Source organism: Stutzerimonas sp. 21-1 (assembly GCF_056336065.1).
In genome coordinates this window covers 3,372,679-3,396,497 of sequence record NZ_CM150500.1, presented here as the reverse complement: position 1 = coordinate 3,396,497, position 23,819 = coordinate 3,372,679, and the positions used below count along the sequence as shown (strand labels likewise).

Here is a 23,819-nt window from a genome sequence, read left to right as displayed (position 1 = left end):
CTCAAATGGAAGTCATCCTGCTGGAAAAGATCGCCAACCTGGGTAACCTGGGCGACAAGGTAAACGTCAAATCCGGTTACGGCCGTAACTACCTGCTGCCGCAAGGCAAGGCCACTGCCGCGACCGCTGCCAACATCGCAGCGTTCGAAGCACGCCGCGCCGAGCTGGAAAAGGCTGCTGCCGAGAAGAAGGCTTCGGCCGAAGCTCGCGCTGCGCAGCTGGCTGAACTGGAAGTCACCATCACCGCAACCGCGGGCGATGAAGGCAAGCTGTTCGGCTCCATCGGTACCCACGACATCGCCGATGCCCTGACCGCCTCCGGCGTTGAAGTGGCCAAGAGCGAAGTTCGTCTGCCGAACGGCACCATCCGCCAGACCGGCGAATACGACGTGGCCGTGCACCTGCACACCGACGTCGAAGCGACTGTCAAGCTGATCGTCGTCGCCGCCTAAGGTGTCGTCTGGCACCTCCGGTGCCTGACGCGTAACATCGGGCACGTTTCCGCGCGAGCGGGACGTGCCCTTTGTTTTTCTGCTGTTTCGAATCGCGAAAGAATCATGAACGACATCAGTGTGCCCCAGCAGTACGATCTGGAAACCGCCGCGCTCAAGGTGCCGCCGCACTCCATCGAGGCCGAGCAGGCCGTGCTGGGCGGTCTGATGCTGGACAACAACGCCTGGGAGCGCGTGCTCGACCAGGTCTCCGATGGCGATTTCTATCGCCACGATCATCGCTTGATCTTCCGCGCCATCTACAAGCTGGCCGAGCGCAACTCGCCGTTCGACGTGGTGACGCTGTCCGAGCAGCTGGACAAGGAAGGGCAGCTGCCGCAGGTCGGTGGTCTGGCCTACCTTGGCGAGCTGGCGAAGAACACGCCGTCGGTGGCGAACATCAAGGCCTATGCGCAGATCATCCGTGAGCGGGCCACGCTGCGGCAGCTGATCGGTATCAGCAACGAGATCGCCGATAGTGCCTACGCACCGCAAGGGCGAACCGGGGAGGAAATTCTCGATGAAGCCGAGCGGCTGATCTTCCAGATCGCCGAGGCACGGCCGAAAACCGGCGGCCCGGTGGGCATCAACGACATCCTGGTCAAGGCCATCGACCGCATCGATACGCTGTTCAATGCCGGCGAGGCGATCACCGGCCTGTCCACCGGCTTCACCGATCTGGACGAAGCCACCAGTGGTCTGCAGCCCGCCGACCTGATCATCGTTGCCGGTCGTCCGTCGATGGGTAAGACCACCTTCGCGATGAACCTGGTGGAAAACGCCGTGCTGCGTACCGACAAGGCCGTGCTGGTGTTTTCCCTGGAGATGCCCGCCGACTCCATCGTGATTCGTATGCTCGCCTCGCTGGGGCGCATCGACCAGACCAAGGTCCGCGCGGGCAAGCTGGACGATGACGACTGGCCGCGGCTGACCTCGGCGGTGAACCTGCTCAATGACCGCAAGCTGTTCATCGACGATACCGCCGGTATCAGTCCCTCGGAGATGCGCGCGCGCACCCGGCGGCTGGCCCGTGAGCATGGCGAGATCGCCATGATCATGGTCGACTACCTGCAGCTGATGCAGATACCGGGTTCCAGCGGCGACAACCGGGTCAACGAGATTTCCGAGATTTCCCGCTCGCTCAAAGGCCTGGCGAAGGAATTCAACTGCCCAGTCATCGCGCTGTCGCAGCTCAACCGTTCGCTGGAACAGCGGCCCAACAAGCGCCCGGTGAACTCCGACCTGCGCGAATCGGGCGCCATCGAGCAGGACGCCGACATCATCATGTTCGTCTACCGGGACGAGGTGTATCACCCGGAAACTGAATACAAGGGCGTCGCCGAAATCATCATCGGTAAGCAGCGGAACGGTCCGATCGGCACCACCCGCCTGGCCTTCCTCGGCAAGTATTCGCGCTTCGAGAACCTCGCGCCGGGCAGCTATCAGTTCGACGACGAGTAAGCGCAGCGCGCGAGCGGCAGTCCGCGCGCTTCCCGCGTCCGGCGGATCGGCCTAAGATTTGCGCCTCACCTTCGCCGACAGGAAAATCCCATGCGTCCGCTGGTTGCCACGGTCGATCTGACTGCGCTTCGCCACAACTATCTGCTCGCCAGGCAATGCGCGCCGCAGCGCAAGGCTTTCGCTGTGGTCAAGGCCAATGCCTACGGACATGGTGCGCACGAAGTGGTGACGGCGCTGCGCGATGTGGCCGACGGTTTCGCCGTGGCCTGCCTGGAGGAGGCAGAGGTGGTGCGCGCCAGCGCCCCGGATGCCCGCATCCTGCTGCTCGAAGGCTGTTTCGAGCCTTGCGAATACCGACGTGCCGCCGAGCTGAGCCTGGATGTAGCCGTGCAGGATCTACGTCAGACCGACTGGTTGCTGGATGCGGAGCTGGAGAGGCCGCTGAACGTCTGGATGAAGCTCGACTCGGGCATGCACCGGCTCGGTTTCACGGTCGATGGCCTGCGAGATTGCCATGCCCGACTGAAGGGTGCGGCGCAGGTGGGCGAACTGAACCTGATCAGCCATTTCGCCTGCGCCGACGAGCGTGGCCATTCGCTGAACGAGAGTCAGCTCGAGTTCTACGGCCAGCTGCTGGAGCTGGCGTTCGACAACTGCTCGCTGGCCAACTCCGCCGCGGTACTGACGCTGCCGCAGGCGCACATGGCCTGGATCCGTCCCGGCATCATGCTCTACGGTGCCACGCCGTTCGCCACGCTGAGCGCGCAGGAACTCGGCCTCAAACCGGTGATGACGCTGACCGGCGCGCTGATTGCGATTCGCGACGTGCCGGTCGGTGACAGCGTCGGCTATGGTGCCAGCTGGGTGGCGCAGCGCCCGTCGCGCATCGGTACCGTCAGCTGCGGCTATGCCGATGGTTATCCACGCAGCGCGCCGTCCGGTACCTCGGTGGTGATCCGCGGACAGCGCGTCCCGCTGGCCGGGCGCGTATCGATGGACATGCTCGCAGTCGATCTGACCGACCTGCCGCAAGCGCAGCTCGGCGACGCGGTGGAGCTATGGGGCGCACAGGTGCCGATCGATGAACTGGCGACAGCCTGCGGCACCATCGGCTACGAGTTGCTGACCAAGGTCACCGGTCGCGTGCCGCGCCGTTACATCGGCGGCTGACCGTCGGGACAGAATTCCCTTCGTCCGCCAGGCAAAGGCCGAGCTGCACACTCGGCCTTCCTGATCATTTTTTGTGCTATATTCCGCGCCCGTTTTCGTAGCCCGGTTTCCCGCCATGCCTGCCGCCAAGCCGCTGTTCGACTATCCCAAGTACTGGGCCGAGTGTTTCGGTCCGGCGCCGTTCCTGCCGATGAGCAGGGAGGAGATGGATCAGCTCGGCTGGGATTCGTGCGACGTGATCATCGTCACCGGCGATGCCTACGTCGACCATCCGTCGTTCGGTATGGCGATCATCGGCCGCCTGCTCGAAGCGCAGGGCTTTCGCGTCGGCATCATCAGCCAGCCCGACTGGCACAGCAAAGACGACTTCATGAAGCTTGGCGAGCCGAACCTGTTCTTCGGCATAGCCGCCGGCAACATGGACTCGATGATCAATCGCTACACCGCCGACCGCAAGGTGCGTTCGGATGATGCCTATACCGCCGGCGCGCTGGCCGGCAAGCGGCCGGACCGCGCCAGCCTGGTGTACAGCCAGCGCTGCAAGGAGGCCTACAAGCATGTGCCGGTGGTGCTCGGCGGCATCGAGGCCTCGCTGCGACGCATCGCGCACTACGACTACTGGTCGGACAAGGTGCGCCGCTCGATCCTGATGGACGCCACTGCCGACATCCTGCTCTACGGCAACGCCGAGCGCGCCATCGTCGAAGTGGCGCAACGGCTGGCCCGTGGCGAGTCGATCGAGAGCATCACCGACGTGCGCGGCACTGCGTTCATCCGCAAGGACACGCCGGAAGGCTGGTTCGAGATCGATTCCACCCGCATCGATCGCCCCGGCAAGATTGATCAGATCATCAATCCCTACGTCAACACGCAGGACTTGTCCGCCTGTTCGATCGAACAGCAGAAGGAGCCGCAGGACGATCCCGAGGAAGCCAAGCCGGTCGAGCTGTTGCCGCATCCCAAGCTCACACGCGAGCGCACGGTGATCCGTCTGCCGTCCTTCGAGAAGGTGCGCAACGACCCGGCACTGTACGCCCACGCCAACCGCGTGCTGCACCTGGAGACCAACCCCGGCAACGCCCGCGCGCTGGTGCAGCGCCACGACGAGCGCGAGCTGTGGCTCAACCCGCCGCCGATTCCGCTGACCACCGAGGAGATGGACTACGTGTTCGCCGCGCCTTTCCAGCGCGTACCGCACCCGGTGTACGGCGGAGCGAAGATTCCGGCGTACGAGATGATCCGCTTCTCGGTGAACATCATGCGCGGCTGCTTCGGCGGCTGTACCTTCTGCTCGATCACCGAGCACGAGGGGCGCATCATCCAGAGTCGCTCGCACGAATCGATCCTCCACGAGATCGAGGAAATGAAGAAGGTGCGCGGTTTCACCGGCGTGGTGTCCGACCTCGGCGGGCCGACCGCCAACATGTACCGCCTGGCCTGCAAGAGCCACGACATCGAAAAGCACTGCCGCAAGCCGTCCTGCGTGTTCCCCGGTATCTGCGAGAACCTCAACACCGATCACAGCTCGCTCATCGAGCTGTACCGCAAGGCGCGCGCGCTGCCGGGCGTGAAGAAGATCCTGATCGCCTCCGGTCTGCGCTACGACCTGGCGGTGGAGTCGCCCGAATACGTCAAGGAACTGGTCACCCATCACGTCGGCGGCTACCTGAAGATCGCGCCGGAGCACACCGAGCGCGGCCCGCTGGACAAGATGATGAAGCCGGGTATCGGGACCTACGACAAGTTCAAGCGGATGTTCGACAAGTTCTCCAAGGAGGCGGGCAAGGAGCAGTACCTGATCCCGTACTTCATCGCCGCGCATCCAGGAACCACCGACGAGGATATGATGAACCTCGCCCTGTGGCTTAAGGCCAACGGCTTCCGCGCCGACCAGGTGCAGGCGTTCTATCCGTCGCCGATGGCCTCGGCGACCGCCATGTATCACACCGGCAAGAACCCGCTGCGCAAGGTGACCTACAAGAGCGAGGGCGTTACCATCGTCAAGAGCGAGGAGCAACGCCGTTTGCACAAGGCGTTCCTGCGCTACCACGATCCCAAGGGCTGGCCGCTGCTGCGTGAAGCGCTGATCCGCATGGGCCGCGCCGACCTGATCGGCTCGGGCAAGCATCAGCTGATCCCGGCGCACCAGCCGGCCAGCGAAGGCGGCTACCAGAGCGCGCGACGCAAGAACTCGACGCCAGCGGGCAGCAAGAAGGCCGGGCAGGGCGGCAAGATTCTGACCCAGCACACCGGTCTGCCGCCGCGTAGCCACGACGGCAACGCCTGGGACAAGCGCGAGCAGGCCAAGGCCGCCGCCGAGGCGCGGCGCAAGGCGGCCAATGGCAGCGGCAAGCCGGCCGGCAAGGGGCGCAAGCCGCAACGGCCGGTGGCGCCGCGCTGATCGCGCATCGCTGACGGCATGCGTGCCGCCTTGCGCCGGCACGCATGCCGTCAGCCGATTCCCCGGGCGCGCGGCCGCGCCGGCATGAAGGCCGCTGCGCAGCGGCGCGCCCCCGTCGAACCTAGAACCTGAACGCCTGGGTCGCCTGATCCAGTTCGCCGCCCAGGCGCAGCATCTGCGCGCTCTGTTCGCGGCCGCGGCTGATGTGCGTCAGGTTGGCATCGCCGAGCTGATGGATGCGCTCGCTATGCCCGCGAATCTCGCTGACCGCCTCGCCCTGCTGCGCGGTGGCCTGGGCGATCTGCTCGGCCATGCGGCTGATGGTGGCGATGGTGGCGACGATTTCGCCCAGCGCCTGATCGGCGCTCTGCGCCAGACTGGCGGTGCCTTCGGCGTGGGCGACCTGGCTGCGCATGGCTTCGACCGATTGGGTGGCGGCCTGCTGCAGATCGCCAATCAGTTGCTGGATTTCCGCGGTGGCGCCGCTGGTGCGCTGCGCCAGTGAACGCACCTCGTCGGCGACCACGGCGAAGCCGCGACCGTGCTCGCCGGCGCGGGCCGCTTCGATGGCAGCATTGAGCGCCAGCAGGTTGGTCTGCTCGGCGATGGAGCGAATCACCGTCAGCACGTTGCCGATGGTGGTGGTTTCGGCGGCCAGGCGTTCGATGGCCACCGCATTGCCCTGCACCTCGCTGACCAGATCATGCAGCCCGGTCAGGCTCTGGCCGATCACCTGCTGACCTTGCTGCACGGCATGCGCCGCGGCGCGGCTGGCGTCGGCCGCTTCGCCGGCGCCGTCGGCCACCTGCTGGATGGTGGCCTCCAGCTCGCCGAGCGAATCGCGAATCTGTGCCGTGTCGCCGGTCTGGCGTTGCGCTCCGTCGTGCAGGTCGCTGCTCATTTCGTCCAGATCGCGGCTGCTGGCAGCGACCTGCTCGGCCTGCTGGCGTAGGGTGCCGACCAGCTGCAGCAGGTAGCTGCGCAGACGGTTGAGCGAGGTTTCGATATCGATGATCTCGCGAATCTTCGAGTCGATCCGCGCGTCCCGGCTGAAGTCGCCTTCAGCCCATGCCGACAGGGCCGGCACCAGCTGCCCGAGGGTACGGGTGAGCTGGCGCTGCAGGCGGTCGACCGCCAGGGCGATGAGCAGGATCAGCACAATGATCGCGCCCTGGATCAGCCGTACCTCGCTCTGGATGCGCCCATGTTCGGCGCGCACTGCCGGCTCCAGTTCGGCCAGTGCCTGTTGCACGGCGGCGACTTTGCGCATGCTGCTGTCGTGCAGTTCGCTGCGCTGGCGGATCAGTTCGCGGGTGCGCTGCAACTCGGCCGGGTAGCGTTTGATCAGGCTGGCCAGTTCGCGCTTGAGCGCAATGCCGCGGTCTTCGGCCTGCTGCTGGTTCGCCGAATCGTCGAGTTCGAGCAGCGCGGCGAAGCTGCTGGCGGCGGATTTCTGTTCGGCGGCGACACCTAGCAGCGGCAGCGCGTCGAGGCGGCTGACCTCCTGCCGCAAGCCCTGCAGTGCCTGTTCGACCTCGCCGGCCAGTTCGTCGCGGCCGCTGGCGACCAGCTTGCCGCGGGCGTGGCTGAGGCGCAGCAGTTGCTGGCTGGCGGCAAACAGCGGCGGCTGATAGTCCGCTGCGTTCGGATGATTGGCTGCGCTGCGGTACTGATCGAGCTGCGACAGTGCACCGGCCATCTCGCGCTCGGCTTGCAGCAGCAAGCCCTGTGGATCGCCCGCCAGCTTGCCGGCGGCGAGCAAATCGCTGGCGGTGAAACGGCTCAGCTCGTCCAGGCTGGGCTGCAGCCGTTCGGCGAATCCGGCCGGTAGTCCGGCGATGTCCTGCTGCAGGGTTTCGAGCGCTTTCTGCGCCTGGCTGTGGCGCACTGCGTCGCCGCTGACCAGGTAGGCGCCGATGTTCTCCGCGGCCTGGTGCTGGAACTGCTGGGACAATCCCAGGTAGTGCGCCATCAGCTGATAGGGGCGCTCCATCGCCCGCTCCGACCACCAGAGCGTGGCGCCGAGGGCCAGGCAAACCGCGATGAGCAGGAGGGTGTTGAGCGTGGTGAGCGACTTCAGGCGCATCATCGCCTCTTCGAGCAGGCCAGGGAGGCTAGCAAGATATGGCGATTTGATGTCATTCGCGTGACAGCCGCGCCCGGCTCACGTTTTTGTGAGCCGCTAGGCGCGGCCGATCGACTAGAACCGCTCGACCCGGTTGCGGCCGCTGCGTTTGGCGCGGTACAGCGCCTCGTCCGCCTGCTGGGTGAGTGTCTTGACGTCGGTGTCGGCGCTCAGCTCGCTGATGCCGCAGCTGAAGGTGCAGCTCAGGTCTTGCGGCTGCGCGGGAAAGCGCAGCTCGGCGAAGCGCTGGCGAATGTCGTTGAGCACCTTGCACGCCGCTTCCACCGGCGTATCCGGCAACACCACGGCGAATTCCTCGCCGCCATAGCGCCCGATGTGGTCGGTCTTGCGCAGGCGCTGCTTGAGAAACAGCGCCAGGCTGCGGATCACCCGGTCGCCCATCGGGTGGCCGTAGGTGTCGTTGACCCGCTTGAAGTGGTCGATGTCGAGCATGGCGAAGCTCAACGGGCGATTGTCACGGCGGGCCTGAAAGCGCGCGTCTTCCAGCAGTTGCAGGCTATGGGTGTGGTTGTACAGGCCGGTGAGGCTGTCGCGCACGATGCGTGCCTTGAGGCTGCGGGCACGTGCGGCGCGGGTGCGCACGGTGGCGATCAGATGGCTCGGCTTGATCGGTTTGGTGAGGAAGTCGTCGCCGCCTTCGCCCATCGCGTCGAGCTGCTTGTCCAGATCGTCCTCGGCCGACAGGTAGATGATCGGCACACTGACGTAGCGTTCGTGCTGGCGAATCACCTTGGCCAGTTCGGTGCCCATGCAGTCGGGCATGTACATGTCGAGGATGATCAGGTCCGGCTGAAACTCCGCCAGCGCGCCGATGGCCTGGATCGGCTCGATCAGCATGCGCGTGATGATGCCGGCGTTGTTCAGCACCCGTTCGGTGTGCGTGGCCTGGGCGCGGGAGTCGTCGACGATCAGTACGCGGATCGGTTCGCTGTGCGCGGTGCGGGTGAAGATTTCGATCTTCTCCAGCAGGGTCGAGGCGTCCAGCGTACCGGTGAAGAACTCCAGGCCGCCGGCGCGCACGGCCGCCAGGCGTGTCGGGGTATCGGTTTCACTGTGGCTGAAGAACAGGATCGGCAGCTTGTCTTCCAGCCCCTGCTGGACCTGCTCGGCCAGTCGCAGTCCGGCGCCGGGGCCGGTGAAGTCGACGTCCATGACGATCGCCGCGGGATGGCGCTGGTGCATGGCGGCGCGAAACGCCATCTCGCTGTCGAAAGCCTGGGCCGACATGCTGAAGAACTCCAGCTGACGCATCAGGTAGTCCGCTCGCTGGTCATTCTGCAGTGCCAGGTAGACCGGTTTGCTCAGCGGCGGCAGGAAAGGCTGCGTCAGCGGGTCGTTGTGGCGCAGTCCGGTGCGTGCCAGGCGGTAGATCAGTTGGCTGAGCGTCGCGATGGTCTCGCTGGACAGCCGGCCGCGGTTGTCGCGGATATCGCCCAGGCAATCCTCGATGCCGATCGCCAGGGCGCTGTGCTCGGGCTGCTCGAAACGCTCGGCGAAGCGGCGCAGGCGTTGCGTGGCATCGTCAAGCGCGCTGTGGTGACGCTCGCTCCATTCGCCGCGCTGCAATTGCTGCCAGACGTCGAGCACTTCGCGAGCCTGATGGATCACGCGCTGGGCAAAGTGTTGCTTGAGTTCTTCCTGGTCCGCCATGAGCCTTTCCGTTGCGCTGGCCATCCGGGGTCAGCGCCTTTTTGTGGTGGCGCCATGCTATCACTGGCATGCAGGCCTGGCGGCTGCCGCAGGCGGTAGTGGTTCGCAAATTGCGGCAGAGGATGCCGGGGAGCTGCGTTATAGTGAGCAACCTTACCGCAACGTGGCCCGCCTCAGGCGGTCAGAACCTCTGAATCCGAGAGAAGGACATTTTGCCCATGCTGGACTGGAAGAACCGCTTTGCCCGTTTCGGCCGCTCGAGCGGCGGCTCGACGGCAACCGTTTCGCGCGCGGGCAACCCGCTGTGGTCGGCGCTTGCCGTGGTGGTCGGGCTGCTTCTGCTGGCGGCGCTGATCGTGGGCTGGTACTGGAGTCGCGAACCCGCACTGTTCCCGGTTCCGCAGCACGCACGCGAGGCGGCAGCGAGCTCGCAACGCCAGCTGGTCAACGGCTACACCACCGTCGAAACCCTCAAGCATGTGGCCAGCATCTTGCTGGACAAGCCGGGTGGCTACCTGAGCAACGACATCGCGCCGCCGGGACTCTGGCTGGACAACATGCCGAGCTGGGAATACGGGGTGCTGGTACAGGTGCGCGACCTGAGCCGCGCGCTGCGCAAGGACTTCACCCGCTCGCAGTCGCAGTCGACCGAAGACCCCGATCTGTCGAAGAGCGAGCCGCTGTTCAATTTCGACAATCGCAGCTGGGCGTTGCCGGCGTCCGAGTCGGAATACCGCAACGGCATCCGCGCGCTGGATCGTTATCTGGCGCGTCTGAGCGATCCGGCGCCGAAAGCGCTGTTCTATACCCGCGCCGACAATCTGAACAACTGGCTGGGTGACGTCGCGACACGACTCGGCTCGCTGTCGCAGCGTCTGTCCGCAAGCGTTGGTCGTGTGCGTCTGGATACCAACCTGGCGCCCGAGCAGGAGCGCGCCGGCGTCGTGCCCGAGGTTCGCGAGCAGGTGGTCGAGACGCCCTGGCTGCAGATCGACAACGTGTTCTACGAGGCGCGTGGTCAGGCCTGGGCGCTGTCGCACCTGCTACGGGCGATCGAGGTGGATTTCGCCGACGTACTGGCGAAGAAAAACGCCACTGTCAGCGTCCGGCAGATCATTCGTGAACTGGAGGCGGTGCAGGAACCGCTGTGGAGTCCGATGGTGCTCAATGGCAGCGGCTACGGGATGCTCGCCAACCACTCGCTGGTGATGGCCAACTACATCTCGCGTGCCAACGCGGCGATCATCGATCTGCGCAACCTGCTTTCGCAGGGGTAAGGACTGGCAGGCAGCATCGCGCCGGACGACAGGCGCGATGCGCGACCTGCTGCTGGCTCAATCCAGGCCGAGCTTCTTCAGTCGATAACGCATCGAGCGGAAGGTCAGGCCCAGGCGCTGTGCCGCGGCGGTGCGGTTCCAGCGGGTTTCCTCGAGCGCCTGCATGATCAGCTTGCGCTCGATCTCCTCCAGGTGGTCTTCCAGGCTGTCGATCTGCGCCAGGCTGACTTCTCCGCTTTCTCCCGGCCCGGGGCTGTCGGCCAGACGCAGGTCCGCGGCCTTGATCTCGTCGCCGTCGCACAGGGTGTAGGCGCGTTCGAGCATGTTCTCCAGTTCGCGCACGTTGCCCGGAAAGCGGTAGGCCAGCAGTTTCGCCAGGGCGTCGGGATGCAGGTGCGCCGGGCTGTCGCCGCATTCCTGCGCCAGGCGGCGCAGCATCGCATCGGCCAGCAGGGCGATGTCTTCGCGACGCTCGCGCAACGGCGGCACGCGTAGTTCGATGACGTTGAGGCGGTAATACAGGTCCTGGCGGAAGCGCCCGGCGGCGACTTCGCTGGCGAGATCCTTGTGGGTGGCGCAGAGGATGCGCACATCGACCAGCACTTCCTGAGTGCCGCCAACCGCGCGCACGGCCTTTTCCTGGATGGCACGCAGCAGCTTGACCTGCATCGGCAGCGGCAGGTCGGCTACTTCGTCGAGGAACAGGGTGCCGCCATTGGCTACCTGGAACAGCCCCGGCTTGTCTTCGATGGCGCCGCTGAAGCTGCCTTTCTTGTGGCCGAAGAATTCGCTCTCCATCAGCTCCGACGGAATCGCTCCGCAGTTGACCGGTACGAACGGCCGCTCGCTGCGCGGACCCTGTTCGTGAATCAGCCGCGCCACCAGCTCCTTGCCGCTGCCGGATTCGCCGCTGATGTAGACCGGCGCCTGGCTGCGGGCGAGCTTGTCGATCTGCTTGCGCAGCACCTTCATCGGCGGCGAACTGCCGAGCAGGCGGCTGTCCACCGGTGCCGCTTCGGTGGTGGTGCTGCGTACGCGCAGTGCGGTGCTGACCAGCTCGCGCAGACGGTTGAGGTCGACGGGCTTGGTGAGGAAGTCGAAAGCGCCGGCCTTGAGTGCGCTGATCGCGGTATCCAGGCTGCCGTAGGCGGTGATCATCGCGACCGGCAGTTGCGGATGCTGTTGCTGAATGAGCTGCACCAGCTCCAGTCCGCTGCCGTCGGGCAGGCGCATGTCGGTCAGGCACAGGTCATAGTGCTCGCGTGCCAGCCACTCGCGGGCCTCCTTGAGGTTGCGGGCGCTGCGGGTGTCGAGCTTCATGCGCCCCAGGGTGATTTCCAGGAGTTCGCGAATGTCGGGCTCGTCATCGATGATCAGTGCTTTCTGGCGGGCGCTCATGGGTCCTGCTACGTTGGTTCGGTTCGCCGATGGCGGCGGTGGGGCATGTTAACGCCCTAGCTCGGCCTGGCGGATACCGGGTTGGTCGTTGTGTGATCGGGTGCGCCCGTGATCGGCGCGTTCAGCCGGTCTTGCTCGCATGCGCAAAGACGATATGAAAGCAGCTGCCACCCTCCGGGCGCTCGCGGTAATCCAGGCGTGCCTGGTTGCTTTCGCACAGCTCGCGAGAAATATACAGGCCCAGCCCGGTACCCTTGCTCTCGGTGGTGAAGAAGGGTTCGAAAATGTTCTGCAGTTGCTCGGCGGCCACTCCGTCGCCATCGTCGAGGACTTCAACCACCGGCAGGTCGCTGGCGGGGTCGCGATAAAGGCGCAACCATACCTGGGCGCGGGCATGGCGCAAGCCGCTGTAGCGCAGGCCGTTCTGCACGAGGTTGGTCAGCACCTGGGTGAGCTGGTTGGGGTCCATGCGTGTCTGCAGGGAGCTGCCGATGACTTCCAGGTGCACGCTCTGCTGCGGTGCCAGGGTGTTGCGCAGCTCGCTGACGAAGCGGTGCAGCCAGTACTTGAGATCCAGTAGCTGCGGTTCGGCCTGGCGTCGGCGCGAGAGCTGCAGGACGTTCTCGATGACCAGGTTCATGCGTCGCGAATGATCCTGGATGATCTGCGCCAGACGCCGGTCCGCAGCATCCAAGGATTCGGATTCGTGCAGCAGCTGTGCCGCGTGGCTGATGGCACCAAGCGGGTTGCGGATTTCGTGGGCGATGCTGGCGGTCAGTCGGCCGAGCGAGGCGAGCTTGAGCTGCTGGGCCTTCTGCGCGATGTGCGAGCTGTCCTCGAGAAACACCAGCGTGTTGCGTTTCTCGCCGTGCTGCAGCGAGGCGAAACTCGGCTGCACGATCGGGCCGCTCTGGCCGATCTTCAGCGGCTCCGGGCGCAGGGTCGGGTTGTTTTGCCATTGCTGCAGGCGATTCAGCAGGTCCGGGCAGTATTCGGCGAGCGGCATTCCGCCGGTCTCCGGTTGCTCGAGCAGCTGTTGCGCGCCCTGATTGGCCAGCAGCACCTGTCGTTGCGGATCGAGTACCAGAATGCCGGTGCGCATGCGTTGCAGAATCAGCGCGTTCAATGCTTCCAGGTTGGCGACATCCTCGGCCCGCTGACGCGCCAGGTGTTCGCTGGCCTGCAGGCGGCGGGTCAGGCCCTGCACCAGCAGCGCGGCGGCAAAGCACAGGGTGCCCAGCGCTGCGGCCTGGACGAACTGGCGCGCGGCTTCCGGTTTGCTCAGGCTGAGATAGAAGGTCAGATAGATCAGGCCGATTGCCGCGACCGCGGCGACGAAGAAGCCGACCCGTCCGCGCAGCAGAATGTTGGCGATGGCCACGGCGACGATCAGCAGATTGCCAATACCGCTGGGGGTTCCACCGGCGAAGTAGAACAGCCCCGACAGCAGAATCACGTCCATCAGCGCCAGGCCCAGCACTGGCAGATCCCGTTTCGGGTTTTGCACCAGCACGGACACGATGATGTTGAGGATCAGGTAGAGCCAGGCGCCGTTGCTGAATAGCGCCGGATTGCTCATCTGCAGCAGGCTGTCGTGCAGATCGCTGCTGATCAGCAGCACCAGCGCCAGGCCGATGGTCAGGCGATAAAGATGATATAGCCGCAGGATGCGCCGGCCCTGGTCGCCCAGGAAGGCCAGGTTCTCAGTGCCCACCAGCCTCGCCATCCTGCAGATGCGCCTGGCTGCAATACCAGCGTTCCTTGCCCTGTACCGCCTGCGTGCGCGGCAGGTGTACGCCGCAATGAGCGCAGCGCACCATTGGCTGCGCGCTCGGCTCGGGGTTGCGCTTGGGCTTGCGCGTCATACGTCGCCACAGCCAGAAGGCGGCCGCGATCAGAGCGATCCAGAACAGCAGGCGAAGCAGGCCCATTTATCCCTTCCTGACATACGCAACGAGATTGCATTACGCCCGGCGGCGTTGGGGCTCACCGGGCCAGACGGTTATTGACGCGGGTGTCAGTCGAACAGGCCGAAGGTCATGTAGCTCCACCAGGAGCGTTCTTCGCTTGGTTGTTCGGCTTCCTTGAGCACGGGGCGCAGTTCTTCCGGCAGGTCCTGCGCGGCGGCTTCGTACTGACGAATCACGTCCCGGTTGGCGCGCGAGGTGTCCGGGCGCGGCGCTTCGCTTTCGATCAGGCCGAGGGTGGCCTGGCTCAGCCAGCCGCGGGTGTCGGCTTCGGTTTCGCGCGGGGTGAAGGTGCCTTCTTCCAGCGTCTGGTGGTCTGGGTAGTTGGTTTCGAGGGTCTGCAGGCTGGTCGCAGCCAGCTCCTCGAGGCCCAGGCGCTGATAGGCCTCGGTCATCACCGCCAGGCCGTCGGCGACTGCCGGCGTGCCCTGGAAGTTTTCCACCACGTAGCGGCCGCGGTTGGCCGCGGCGACGTAGGCCTGACGCTTGAGGTAGTAGTGCGCTACGTGGATCTCGTTGGCCGCCAGCAGGTTGCGCAGGTAGATCATGCGCGCCTTGGCGTCCGGGGCGTAGCGGCTGTTGGGGTAGCGACTGGTGAGTTGGGCGAATTCGTTGAACGAATCGCGGGCGGCACCGGGGTCGCGCTTGGTCATGTCCAGCGGCAGGAAACGGGCGAGCAGGCCGCGATCCTGGTCGAACGAGGCCAGGCCCTTGAGGTAGTAGGCATAGTCGACGTTCGGATGCTGCGGGTGCAGGCGGATGAAGCGTTCCGCCGAGGAGCGTGCGGCTTCCGGTTCGAGGTTGCGGTAGTAGGCGTAGATCAGTTCCAGCTGGGCCTGCTCGGCGAAGCGGCCGAACGGATAGCGCGATTCCAGGGCCTTGAGCTTGCTGATGGCGCTGGTGTAGGCCTTGTTGTCCAGGTCGGCTTGGGCCTGCTGATACAGTTCGACTTCACCCAGGTTTTCGTCGACGGTCTCGGTGGAGGAGCAGGCGGCGGTAAGGGCGAGGATGGCGATCAGCAGCAGGTGTTTCACTTGCATGGCGGCTTGCGTCCCTGTGACGGCTGGCTGTCTCGCACGGAGCCGTCCTGTTATGATGAGCGCCCCGGTCAGCCGGGACAAAGACGCCGTATTTAAACACAAGCGTGCAGGCGAAACCAAAGCCTGCGCCCCCGCCGCAGTGCCCCTATGTCCGAGATTTCCAAACAGGCTATTCATATGCGTGCCGAGGTGCCGTTCGACCTCGGCGGCCAACGTCTCGACCAGGTCGCGGCACAGTTGTTTTCCGAGCATTCGCGTTCGCGCCTGGCTGCCTGGATCAAGGACGGCCTGCTGACGGTCGACGGCGCCGTGCTGCGCCCACGCGATACGGTGCACGCCGGCGCGATCCTCGAACTGAACGCCGAGCAGCAGGCGCAGGGCGAGTGGCTGGCACAGGAGATTCCGCTCGATATCGTCTATGAGGACGAGCACATCCTGGTCATCGACAAACCGGCCGGGCTGGTTGTGCATCCGGCCGCCGGGCATGCCGACGGCACGCTGCTCAATGCATTGCTGCACCACGTGCCGGACCTGATCAACGTGCCGCGTGCCGGCATTGTGCATCGTCTGGACAAGGACACCACCGGCCTGATGGTGGTCGCCAAGACGTTGCAGGCGCAGACGCGGCTGGTCGAGCAGTTGCAGGCGCGCAGCGTCAGCCGCATCTATGAGGCGATCGTGGTCGGTGTGGTCATCACTGGCGGCACCGTCGATGCGCCGATCGGTCGCCACGGCCAGCAGCGCCAGCGCATGGCGGTGGTGGAGGGCGGTAAACCGGCGGTCAGTCATTTCCGCGTGCTTGAGCGCTTCCGTGCGCATACCCATGTGCGAGTCAAGCTGGAAACCGGGCGCACCCACCAGATTCGCGTGCATATGACTCACATCGGCTATCCGCTGGTGGGCGATCCGCTGTATGCCGGACGCTTCCGCATTCCGCCGGCGGCTAATCCGACCCTGGTGCAGACCCTGCGCGAGTTCCCGCGCCAGGCGCTGCACGCGCGCTTCCTCGAGCTGGATCATCCGGCCACCGGCGAGCGGATGAAGTGGGAGTCGCCGCTGCCGGATGACTTCGTCTGGCTGTTGACGCTGCTGCAGCAGGATCGCGAGGCGTTCGTCGGGTGAGCGGCTGGCCGCACGGCTGGCTGCTGCCGGACTGGCCGGCCCCGGCGACGGTCCGTGCCTGCGTGACCACCCGCACGGGCGGTATGAGCGTGCCGCCGTTCGACAGCTTCAACCTCGGCGATCACGTTGGCGACGATCCGTCGGCGGTCGCCTGGAATCGCCAGCATTTGCAGGGTCTGCTTGGTTGTCGACCGGTCTGGTTGAACCAGGTGCATTCGAGTACGGTGATCAAGGCCGTTGCCGGCAGTTGCGCGACGGCTGATGCCAGCTGGAGCGATGTGCCGGGTGAGGCCTGCGCAGTGCTGACTGCGGATTGCCTGCCGGTGCTGTTCTGCAATCGCGCCGGTACGCGTGTCGCGGCGGCGCATGCGGGCTGGCGAGGCCTGGCTGGTGGCGTACTCGAGACGACACTGGATGCGCTGGCGGTGCCGGCTGAAGAGCTGCTGGTCTGGCTCGGGCCGGCCATCGGCCCGGCGGCGTTCGAGGTCGGCCCGGAAGTGCGCGAGGCATTCGTGGCGCAGCATGTAGATGCGGCCGAGGCGTTTACGCCAAGCCGCAACGCCGGGCGTTTCAGGGCCGACCTGTACCAGCTGGCCCGCACTCGACTGGCTGCGGTCGGCGTCGACGCCGTTTATGGCGGCGGGCTGTGTACGTTCAGCGACGCGCGCTTCTATTCGTACCGCCGGGCCGCGTGTACCGGCCGCTTCGCCAGCCTGGTGTGGATCGACGGCTGAGCGACGCGCTGAGGCCGGTCGCGCTGGCCTGTCGCCGGTTCTCCCTGCCGCATGACATGCATCAATGCCGTCTGGCTTGAATCGCCAACAATCATCCTCATCTATTCTGCATCTCGCGGGTTTTTGTCATGGCGCGACTCGGTGTGCCGGCCCGCTTCACTTGAGGATGAACGTTCATGCGTATCGATCGTCTGACCAGCAAGCTCCAGCTTGCGCTCTCCGATGCACAATCCATTGCGGTTGGCCTAGATCATCCGGCTATCGAACCGCTGCACCTGATGCAGGCCCTGCTAGAGCAGCAGGGCGGCTCGATCAGGCCATTGCTGATGCAGGTGGGCTTCGATATCGCCGCGCTGCGTCAGGCGCTGACCAAAGAACTCGATCAGCTGCCCAAGCTGCAGAATCCGACTGGCGACATGAACATGTCCCAAGATCTGGCGCGTCTGCTCAATCAGGCCGACCGCCTGGCGCAGCAGAAGGGCGACCAGTACATCTCCAGCGAGCTGGTGCTGCTGGCTGCCCTCGATTCGAATACCCGACTCGGCAAACTGCTGCTGGCGCAAGGTGTATCGAAGAAGGCACTGGAAAACGCCATCGCCAACCTTCGCGGTGGCGAGGCGGTCAACGACCCCAACGCCGAGGAGTCACGTCAGGCGCTGGACAAGTACACGGTGGACATGACCAAGCGTGCCGAGGACGGCAAGCTCGATCCGGTGATCGGCCGTGACGATGAGATCCGCCGCACCATCCAGGTTCTGCAGCGGCGTACCAAGAACAACCCGGTGCTGATCGGCGAGCCGGGCGTGGGCAAGACTGCGATCGTCGAGGGCCTGGCCCAGCGCATCATCAATGGCGAGGTCCCTGACGGCCTGAAGGACAAGCGCCTGCTGGCGCTCGACATGGGCGCGCTGATCGCCGGTGCCAAGTTCCGCGGCGAGTTCGAGGAGCGCCTCAAGGCGGTGCTCAACGAGCTGTCCAAGCAGGAAGGGCGGGTGATCCTGTTCATCGACGAGCTGCACACCATGGTTGGCGCCGGCAAGGCCGAGGGGGCGATGGACGCCGGCAACATGCTCAAACCGGCCCTGGCGCGCGGTGAGCTGCACTGCGTGGGCGCCACCACGCTGGATGAGTACCGCCAGTACATCGAGAAGGACGCGGCGCTGGAGCGGCGCTTCCAGAAGGTGCTAGTGGATGAGCCGAGCGAGGAGGACACCATCGCCATCCTGCGCGGCCTGAAGGAGCGCTACGAAGTGCACCACGGCGTGACCATTACCGACGGTGCGATCATCGCCGCGGCCAAGCTCAGCCATCGCTACATCACCGACCGCCAGCTGCCGGACAAGGCCATCGACCTGATCGACGAGGCGGCCAGCCGCATTCGCATGGAGATCGATTCCAAGCCCGAGGCACTGGATCGTCTGGATCGCCGGCTGATCCAGCTGAAGATCGAGCGCGAGGCGCTGAAGAAGGAAGACGACGAGGCGACCCGCAAGCGCCTGGCCAAGCTGGAAGACGATATCGCCAAGCTGGAGAAGGAGTACGCCGACCTCGAGGAAATCTGGAAGTCGGAGAAGGCCGAGGTGCAAGGCTCGGCGCAGCTGCAGCAGAAGATCGAGCAGGCCAAGGCCGATCTCGAGGCGGCGCGGCGCAAGGGCGACCTGGCGCGCATGGCCGAGCTGCAGTACGGGATCATTCCCGATCTGGAGCGCAGCCTGCAGATGGTCGATCAGCACGGCAAGACCGAGAACCAGCTGCTGCGCAACAAGGTGACCGACGAAGAGATCGCCGAAGTGGTCTCCAAGTGGACCGGCATCCCCGTGTCGAAGATGCTCGAGGGCGAGCGCGAAAAGCTGCTGCGCATGGAGGACATGTTGCACCAGCGGGTCATTGGTCAGCACGAGGCAGTGGTCGCGGTGGCCAATGCGGTGCGCCGCTCACGCGCCGGCCTGGCCGATCCGAATCGGCCGAGCGGCTCGTTTCTCTTTCTCGGCCCGACCGGCGTCGGCAAGACCGAGCTGTGCAAGGCGCTGGCCGAGTTCCTCTTCGATACCGAAGAGGCGATGATCCGCATCGACATGTCCGAGTTCATGGAGAAGCACTCGGTGGCGCGGCTGATCGGTGCACCGCCGGGCTACGTCGGTTACGAGGAGGGCGGCTACCTGACCGAGGCGGTGCGGCGCAAGCCATACTCCGTGGTGCTGATGGACGAGGTGGAAAAGGCTCACCCGGACGTGTTCAACGTCTTGCTGCAGGTGCTGGAGGATGGTCGCCTGACCGATAGCCATGGGCGTACCGTGGACTTCAAGAACACCGTGATCGTGATGACCTCCAACCTCGGTTCGATGCAGATCCAGGAGTTGGTCGGTGATCCCGACGCCCAGCGTGCGGCGGTGATGGATGCGGTGGGGCATCATTTCCGTCCGGAGTTCATCAACCGTATCGATGAGGTCGTGGTATTCGATCCGCTGGCGCGCGAACAGATCGCCGGGATTGCCGACATTCAACTGGCGCGTCTGCGCAAGCGTCTGGCGGAGCGCGAGCTGAGCCTGGAGCTGACGCAGGAGGCGATGGACAAGCTGATTGCCGTCGGTTACGACCCGGTATACGGCGCGCGGCCGCTCAAGCGTGCAATCCAGCGCTGGATCGAGAACCCGCTGGCGCAGCAGATCCTGGCCGGCCAGTTCGCGCCAGGCAGCACGATCAAAGCGCGGGTGGAGGGCGATCAGGTGGTTTTCGCCTGAGGTGACGGAACAGGCCTGCGCGGTGCCTCGGAGGTGCTGCGCGGGCATTGGGGTGTTGAGCGACACCTCATTTGCCTCTGCTGATTGCAACACATTGTCCTCAATCGCATTTCCAGGCTTGACAGCGTTATCGGGAGCCGTAAAATGGCGCGCCTCTGAAGCGGGAACATAAGTACCGCCGAAGAGCTGGAATGTAAGTTGTTCCGCGATAGCTCAGTCGGTAGAGCAAATGACTGTTAATCATTGGGTCCCTGGTTCGAGTCCAGGTCGCGGAGCCAAATTCCAATCGGGGTATAGCGCAGTCCGGTAGCGCGCCTGCTTTGGGAGCAGGATGTCGGGAGTTCGAATCCCCCTACCCCGACCATTTTTGGGTCGTTAGCTCAGTTGGTAGAGCAGTTGGCTTTTAACCAATTGGTCGTAGGTTCGAATCCTACACGACCCACCATGCAAGGCTTCGCAAGAAGCCATAAAAAAGCTGGATGTCAGAAATGGCATCCAGCTTTTTTTATGGTTTGTTTTTGTGAAGACGGAGTCCCGCTCGCGCTAGCGCCCTGCCTCACGTCACCAGGCGGCCTAGCAGCCGGCTCAGCAGGCCGAGGCCGAGAACCACGCTCAGTACCAATGCGAGCAGGAGCCACGGGCGAAACGGCTGGCGCTCGACCTGATGCTGTGGTGCGCTGAGATAGTCGTCTACGCGCTGCTGGTCTTCGGGATTCAGACGGCTGGACATAAGCACCTCGAATGGCGTGTGCTGAGTCTAGTCGTGCCGAGTGAAATGCCAAGCGCGTAGCCGCGAGGCCCGCAAAGGGCCCGCGCCACCGGGGGGTCAGTTGTTCTTCAATTTGCGCAGGTTGCCGATCACGGACTCCAGTGCGCGGTCGAACAGCAGCGTGTCGTTGAGTAGACGGATGGCACCGCGCTGGAACTCGCTGGCCAGGCCCATGCGGGTTTTCTCCAGGACCTTCATGCCGGTGCGGTTGACGAAGATGTAGCGGCCGGTCGGTTTGATCACTGCGGCCAGTTTGCAGCGCAGCTTGTGCTCTTCGTCTTCTTGGAACTCTACCCAGCTACCCACGCGCAGATTGTCGACCTGGTGCAGCGCCGCATCGTGCTCGGGCAGGCAGGCCTCGGGCTGGCGCTCGCGACTTTCGCCGGGCGTCAGCAGCTGAATTTCCTCGACCACTTCGACCATGACAGGCGCTGGCGGAGTGGTGATTTCGGCTTGGGTGGCGGGCTGGACAGCGTCCATGCTCGCGGCCGTTTCGGCTACCGGCTGCTCGAAGCGTTGCAGCGTCTGTACGTGCAGGGCCTCCAGCTGGGTGAAGAACTCTCCGGTGGAGAACGGATCAAATGCGGCGCTGGTCAGGCCTTCGCGCAAGGACTTGAGCAGGTTGGGCACCAGCTGCATGAGCTGCTCGCGCGACTGTTCATCGGCATGCGGCGTCACGCTCCAGATCAGCTCGTCCATCGTCATCAACGCATCGTCCCACTGCGACGACTGCGTGCCATGCTTCAGGCAGATCAACAGCAGGACCTTGCTCCAGGCCTCCTGTAGCAGGCGTACCACCACTTCGGGCAAGGTCTTGCCGAGAAGGCGCTGATTGAGTGCCTGTTCGACGGCCTGACGGGCGATCTCGGCCTTGGCGCGTCCTTCCTCGGCATCGCGGGTGCGTTGCTCGAGCAGTTCGCTGCGCCGGCGCTCATCGCCGATGAAAGCGAGGAAATCCGCCAGCAGCTCGGAGAAGATGCTCGGGTCGTCGGTGAAATCGTTCAGCAGGCGAGCCACGATCTGCTCGATCTTCTGATACAGACTGTCGCGCTGCGCTTCGTCCTGGTCACTCCAGCCCAGAGCGGCCGAGGCGATCTCGTTGAGCAGACGGCGAGCCGGGTGGCTGCCGCGGCTGAAGAACGTCTTGTCCAGTACCGCTACTTTGAGCAGCGGTATCTGCAGACGACCGATCAGGGCCTTGAGTGAGTCCGGCAGATTGCGGTCGTCGAGAATGAACTCGAACAGCATCGACACGAGATTGATCACGTCTTCGTCGACTTCGCCTACCACGCGCGACTTGCCGCTCTTGGCGCTCACGCGCTGGAGTAGCTGATCGAGCTGTCCCTGCAGGTTGTGCTCGTCAACGGTTTGCGGTGCGCGGGCCTGCATGTGCGATAGCAGACGCAGCAGGTCGTTGCTGGATATCGGGATCGCGTCGCTGGGCGCGCTGCGTGGGGCCAGTGCGCTGCTGTTGCGGGCTTCGGAAAGCAGATCAAGCAGTGCGCTGAAGACGGCTTCCTGCTGGCCGCTCTCGTGCATGTTCGTCTGGCTGGCATGCGTGCTTGCGTAGCTGCTGGTGCTGACGCCAGCGCTCGGCCGGTGTGGGCGGTGTGGAGCGGTCGATTGCAGTTCGGGCAGGATGCCGGCTGCTGCGAGCGTCAGGTTGGCGTCCGCGTAGAGTTGATCCAGCTCGGTCAGTACGTACTTTTCGAAGAGTTTGAGAATGATCAGCTTGACCTTGATCGGCACGCCGAGGCTGCTGCAGGCGGCGAGGAAGTAGTCGCAGATCGCGCTCGGACCGAGCGGGTTGGACTTGTCGTCGAGCTTTCTGGTGACCAGCGCGTTCATGCGGGTCGTCAGGTGGCCGAGCGCAGGGATGGTGCGCCCGGTCACTTTGGTCACCATCGTGTCGATTGCGACGGATTCTTCCAGCTCGTCGTTCTGCACCAAGCTGAGGCTGTCGAAGGTCACACCTTCCAGCGGTTGGGGCTTGCCGATCTCGTACTGGTTGAGCGTGGCGAAGGCTTCGAACAGCTGATGCAGGAAGCTACGCTCGATGGTGCGACGCTTCATGCGCAGGTCGCGCATGGCTTCGAAGAAGGCACTCTGTTCGGTATTGCTGGTGGCGCGGTCGGCGATCTCGAACAACGAATCGTCGGCGTTATCGAACAGCGTCTGCAGCGCTTGGCGCAGTTGCTGGGCAGCCTTGTCGCGGACGCTGATCAGCGCTACCGGCAGCTTGGCGGCCGGTGACGTTGGTCTGTGCTCAGGGGTGGCCTTGTTCAGGTGCACCACTTTGGCATCGGTTCGCATCGAGACTCTCCTGTGGTCGCCGGCCGGTCGGGCGGTCACGTACGCTTCGTGGGCGTCAAGGGTAACAAAAGGCGCTGAGGGGCGTCATTTACGTGGCGCCAGAATAATTAAGCGGATTATCGGCCACCAGTGTGGCTAATCGAATCCGGATTTTTGCCCGGCATGATCCATGTCACAGATCCCCGGCGAGTTTCTGCCGAACGGTCAGCGCAGGCGGTCTATGTCGGAGGTCGCGCTCCTTTGCGGGCCGCCTTTATACTTCGGATCAAACCATGTGGAGTCTGCCATGCCTAACCTGACACTTGCCGATCTTTCCGCTGAAATTGATGCCACCGTTCGTCGGGCGCTTGCGGAAGATATCGGTAGCGGCGACATCACCGCGCAACTGATTCCGGCAGAGCGTCTGGCGCATGCTTCGGTCATCACCCGTGAGGCGGCGGTAATCAGCGGTGTGGCATGGGTCGATGCGGTGTTCCGCCAGCTTGATCCGCGGGTCGCGGTGCACTGGCAGGTGGCCGATGGCGAGCGAGTCGAGGCCGATCAGGTGCTGTTTCATCTCGAAGGACCGGCGCGCGCGCTGCTGACTGGTGAGCGCACGGCGCTGAATTTTCTACAGACGCTGTCCGGCGTTGCGACCAACTGTCGGCACTATGCCGATCTGGTCGAGGGTACCGGCGTGAAGCTGCTCGACACCCGCAAGACGCTGCCAGGCCTGCGGCTGGCGCAGAAGTACGCGGTGACCTGTGGTGGCTGCCATAACCATCGTATCGGCCTCTACGATGCGTTCCTGATCAAGGAGAACCACATTGCCGCCTGCGGCAGTATCGCCCAGGCGATTGTGGCGGCGCATCGTATCGCCCCGGGCAAGCCGGTCGAGGTTGAGGTCGAGAGTCTCGACGAACTGGAGCAGGCGCTGCAGGCCGGCGCCGATATCGTCATGCTGGACGAGCTGAGCCTCGACGACATGCGCACGGCAGTCGGCCTGGCACGCGGTCGCGCCAAGCTGGAGGCGTCTGGCGGAATCGGCGAGGAGACCTTGCTGGCGGTAGCGCAGACCGGGGTTGATTACATCTCCATCGGCGCGCTGACCAAGCACGTACGCGCGGTGGATCTGTCGATGCGTCTGCGGCAGTAAACGA

At 64.5% G+C, this 23,819-nt stretch carries 17 protein-coding genes and 3 tRNA genes; 12 read left to right on the top strand and 8 right to left on the bottom strand.

What is annotated here, in order from left to right:
* The first annotated feature begins 5 nt into the window (after positions 1-5).
* The 4 genes from rplI (at position 6) to AC0ZJQ_RS16335 (ending at position 5,523) form a co-directional block, all read left to right on the top strand.
* Complete coding sequence (gene rplI / locus AC0ZJQ_RS16350; RefSeq protein ID WP_003288134.1) at positions 6-452, top strand: 50S ribosomal protein L9; 447 nt, start codon at positions 6-8, stop codon at positions 450-452.
* A gap of 105 nt (positions 453-557) precedes the next feature.
* Positions 558-1,952 carry a replicative DNA helicase gene (dnaB, locus tag AC0ZJQ_RS16345; protein ID WP_008569729.1) on the top strand — a complete coding sequence of 465 codons (1,395 nt, stop codon included), beginning with the start codon at positions 558-560 and terminating at the stop codon, positions 1,950-1,952.
* Positions 1,953-2,042: 90 nt separating this feature from the next.
* Positions 2,043-3,122 carry an alanine racemase gene (gene alr / locus AC0ZJQ_RS16340; protein ID WP_165593690.1) on the top strand — a complete coding sequence of 360 codons (1,080 nt, stop codon included), beginning with the start codon at positions 2,043-2,045 and terminating at the stop codon, positions 3,120-3,122.
* Between the two features lie 115 nt (positions 3,123-3,237).
* Complete coding sequence (locus tag AC0ZJQ_RS16335; protein ID WP_165593689.1) at positions 3,238-5,523, top strand: YgiQ family radical SAM protein; 2,286 nt, start codon at positions 3,238-3,240, stop codon at positions 5,521-5,523.
* A 121-nt stretch (positions 5,524-5,644) separates the two neighbouring features.
* Here the strand turns inward: AC0ZJQ_RS16335 and AC0ZJQ_RS16330 are convergent, their stop codons facing one another.
* Together AC0ZJQ_RS16330 and AC0ZJQ_RS16325 are read right to left on the bottom strand one after the other, a co-directional pair.
* Entirely contained in the window at positions 5,645-7,609 is a 1,965-nt protein-coding gene (locus tag AC0ZJQ_RS16330) for a methyl-accepting chemotaxis protein (RefSeq protein WP_102828257.1), read from the bottom strand.
* Between the two features lie 114 nt (positions 7,610-7,723).
* The gene (locus AC0ZJQ_RS16325; protein WP_102827811.1) at positions 7,724-9,319 is read right to left on the bottom strand and encodes a response regulator; all 1,596 of its coding nucleotides are present in this window, start codon (positions 9,317-9,319) and stop codon (positions 7,724-7,726) included.
* A 218-nt stretch (positions 9,320-9,537) separates the two neighbouring features.
* On the opposite strand from AC0ZJQ_RS16325, the gene AC0ZJQ_RS16320 reads away from it, so the two are divergent.
* On the top strand, positions 9,538-10,596 hold the full coding sequence (locus AC0ZJQ_RS16320) for a DUF2333 family protein (RefSeq protein ID WP_165593688.1): 1,059 nt from the start codon (positions 9,538-9,540) through the stop codon (positions 10,594-10,596).
* 57 nt (positions 10,597-10,653) lie between these two features.
* On the opposite strand, the gene AC0ZJQ_RS16315 is transcribed toward AC0ZJQ_RS16320, so the two are convergent.
* From AC0ZJQ_RS16315 to AC0ZJQ_RS16300, 4 genes are all read right to left on the bottom strand, one after another.
* Entirely contained in the window at positions 10,654-11,994 is a 1,341-nt protein-coding gene (locus AC0ZJQ_RS16315; RefSeq protein WP_237262568.1) for a sigma-54-dependent transcriptional regulator, read from the bottom strand.
* A gap of 121 nt (positions 11,995-12,115) precedes the next feature.
* The gene (locus AC0ZJQ_RS16310) at positions 12,116-13,708 is read right to left on the bottom strand and encodes a sensor histidine kinase (RefSeq protein ID WP_314017970.1); all 1,593 of its coding nucleotides are present in this window, start codon (positions 13,706-13,708) and stop codon (positions 12,116-12,118) included.
* Positions 13,698-13,925 (bottom strand): PP0621 family protein, encoded by a 228-nt coding sequence (locus tag AC0ZJQ_RS16305; RefSeq protein WP_155550694.1) that lies wholly within the window; start codon positions 13,923-13,925, stop codon positions 13,698-13,700. The genes AC0ZJQ_RS16310 and AC0ZJQ_RS16305 overlap by 11 nt, the downstream gene beginning before the upstream one ends.
* Positions 13,926-14,011: 86 nt before the next feature.
* On the bottom strand, positions 14,012-15,001 hold the full coding sequence (locus AC0ZJQ_RS16300) for an outer membrane protein assembly factor BamD (protein WP_155550693.1): 990 nt from the start codon (positions 14,999-15,001) through the stop codon (positions 14,012-14,014).
* A 147-nt stretch (positions 15,002-15,148) separates the two neighbouring features.
* Here AC0ZJQ_RS16300 and rluD point away from each other — a divergent pair, with 147 nt between their 5' ends.
* The 6 genes from rluD to AC0ZJQ_RS16270 all read left to right on the top strand — a co-directional run bounded on the left by rluD (position 15,149) and on the right by AC0ZJQ_RS16270 (position 20,043).
* Positions 15,149-16,123 carry a 23S rRNA pseudouridine(1911/1915/1917) synthase RluD gene (gene rluD, locus AC0ZJQ_RS16295; RefSeq protein WP_237262566.1) on the top strand — a complete coding sequence of 325 codons (975 nt, stop codon included), beginning with the start codon at positions 15,149-15,151 and terminating at the stop codon, positions 16,121-16,123.
* Entirely contained in the window at positions 16,120-16,857 is a 738-nt protein-coding gene (gene pgeF, locus AC0ZJQ_RS16290) for a peptidoglycan editing factor PgeF (RefSeq protein ID WP_237262565.1), read from the top strand. Before rluD ends, pgeF begins: the two co-directional genes overlap by 4 nt.
* Positions 16,858-17,033: 176 nt before the next feature.
* Positions 17,034-19,598 carry an ATP-dependent chaperone ClpB gene (gene clpB, locus AC0ZJQ_RS16285; protein WP_237262563.1) on the top strand — a complete coding sequence of 855 codons (2,565 nt, stop codon included), beginning with the start codon at positions 17,034-17,036 and terminating at the stop codon, positions 19,596-19,598.
* A 202-nt stretch (positions 19,599-19,800) separates the two neighbouring features.
* Positions 19,801-19,876 (top strand) — tRNA-Asn (locus AC0ZJQ_RS16280).
* A gap of 9 nt (positions 19,877-19,885) precedes the next feature.
* Positions 19,886-19,962 (top strand) — tRNA-Pro (locus AC0ZJQ_RS16275).
* Between the two features lie 5 nt (positions 19,963-19,967).
* Positions 19,968-20,043: transfer RNA gene (locus AC0ZJQ_RS16270), tRNA-Lys, on the top strand.
* Positions 20,044-20,154: 111 nt separating this feature from the next.
* Here the strand turns inward: AC0ZJQ_RS16270 and AC0ZJQ_RS16265 are convergent.
* Positions 20,155-20,328, bottom strand: coding sequence for a DUF3094 family protein (locus AC0ZJQ_RS16265; protein ID WP_008569742.1), 174 nt, complete (start codon positions 20,326-20,328; stop codon positions 20,155-20,157).
* A gap of 96 nt (positions 20,329-20,424) precedes the next feature.
* Entirely contained in the window at positions 20,425-22,680 is a 2,256-nt protein-coding gene (locus AC0ZJQ_RS16260; RefSeq protein ID WP_155550691.1) for a DUF1631 domain-containing protein, read from the bottom strand.
* A gap of 286 nt (positions 22,681-22,966) precedes the next feature.
* On the opposite strand from AC0ZJQ_RS16260, the gene nadC reads away from it, so the two are divergent.
* Positions 22,967-23,815, top strand: coding sequence for a carboxylating nicotinate-nucleotide diphosphorylase (gene nadC / locus AC0ZJQ_RS16255; RefSeq protein WP_008569744.1), 849 nt, complete (start codon positions 22,967-22,969; stop codon positions 23,813-23,815).
* Positions 23,816-23,819: the final 4 nt, after the last annotated feature.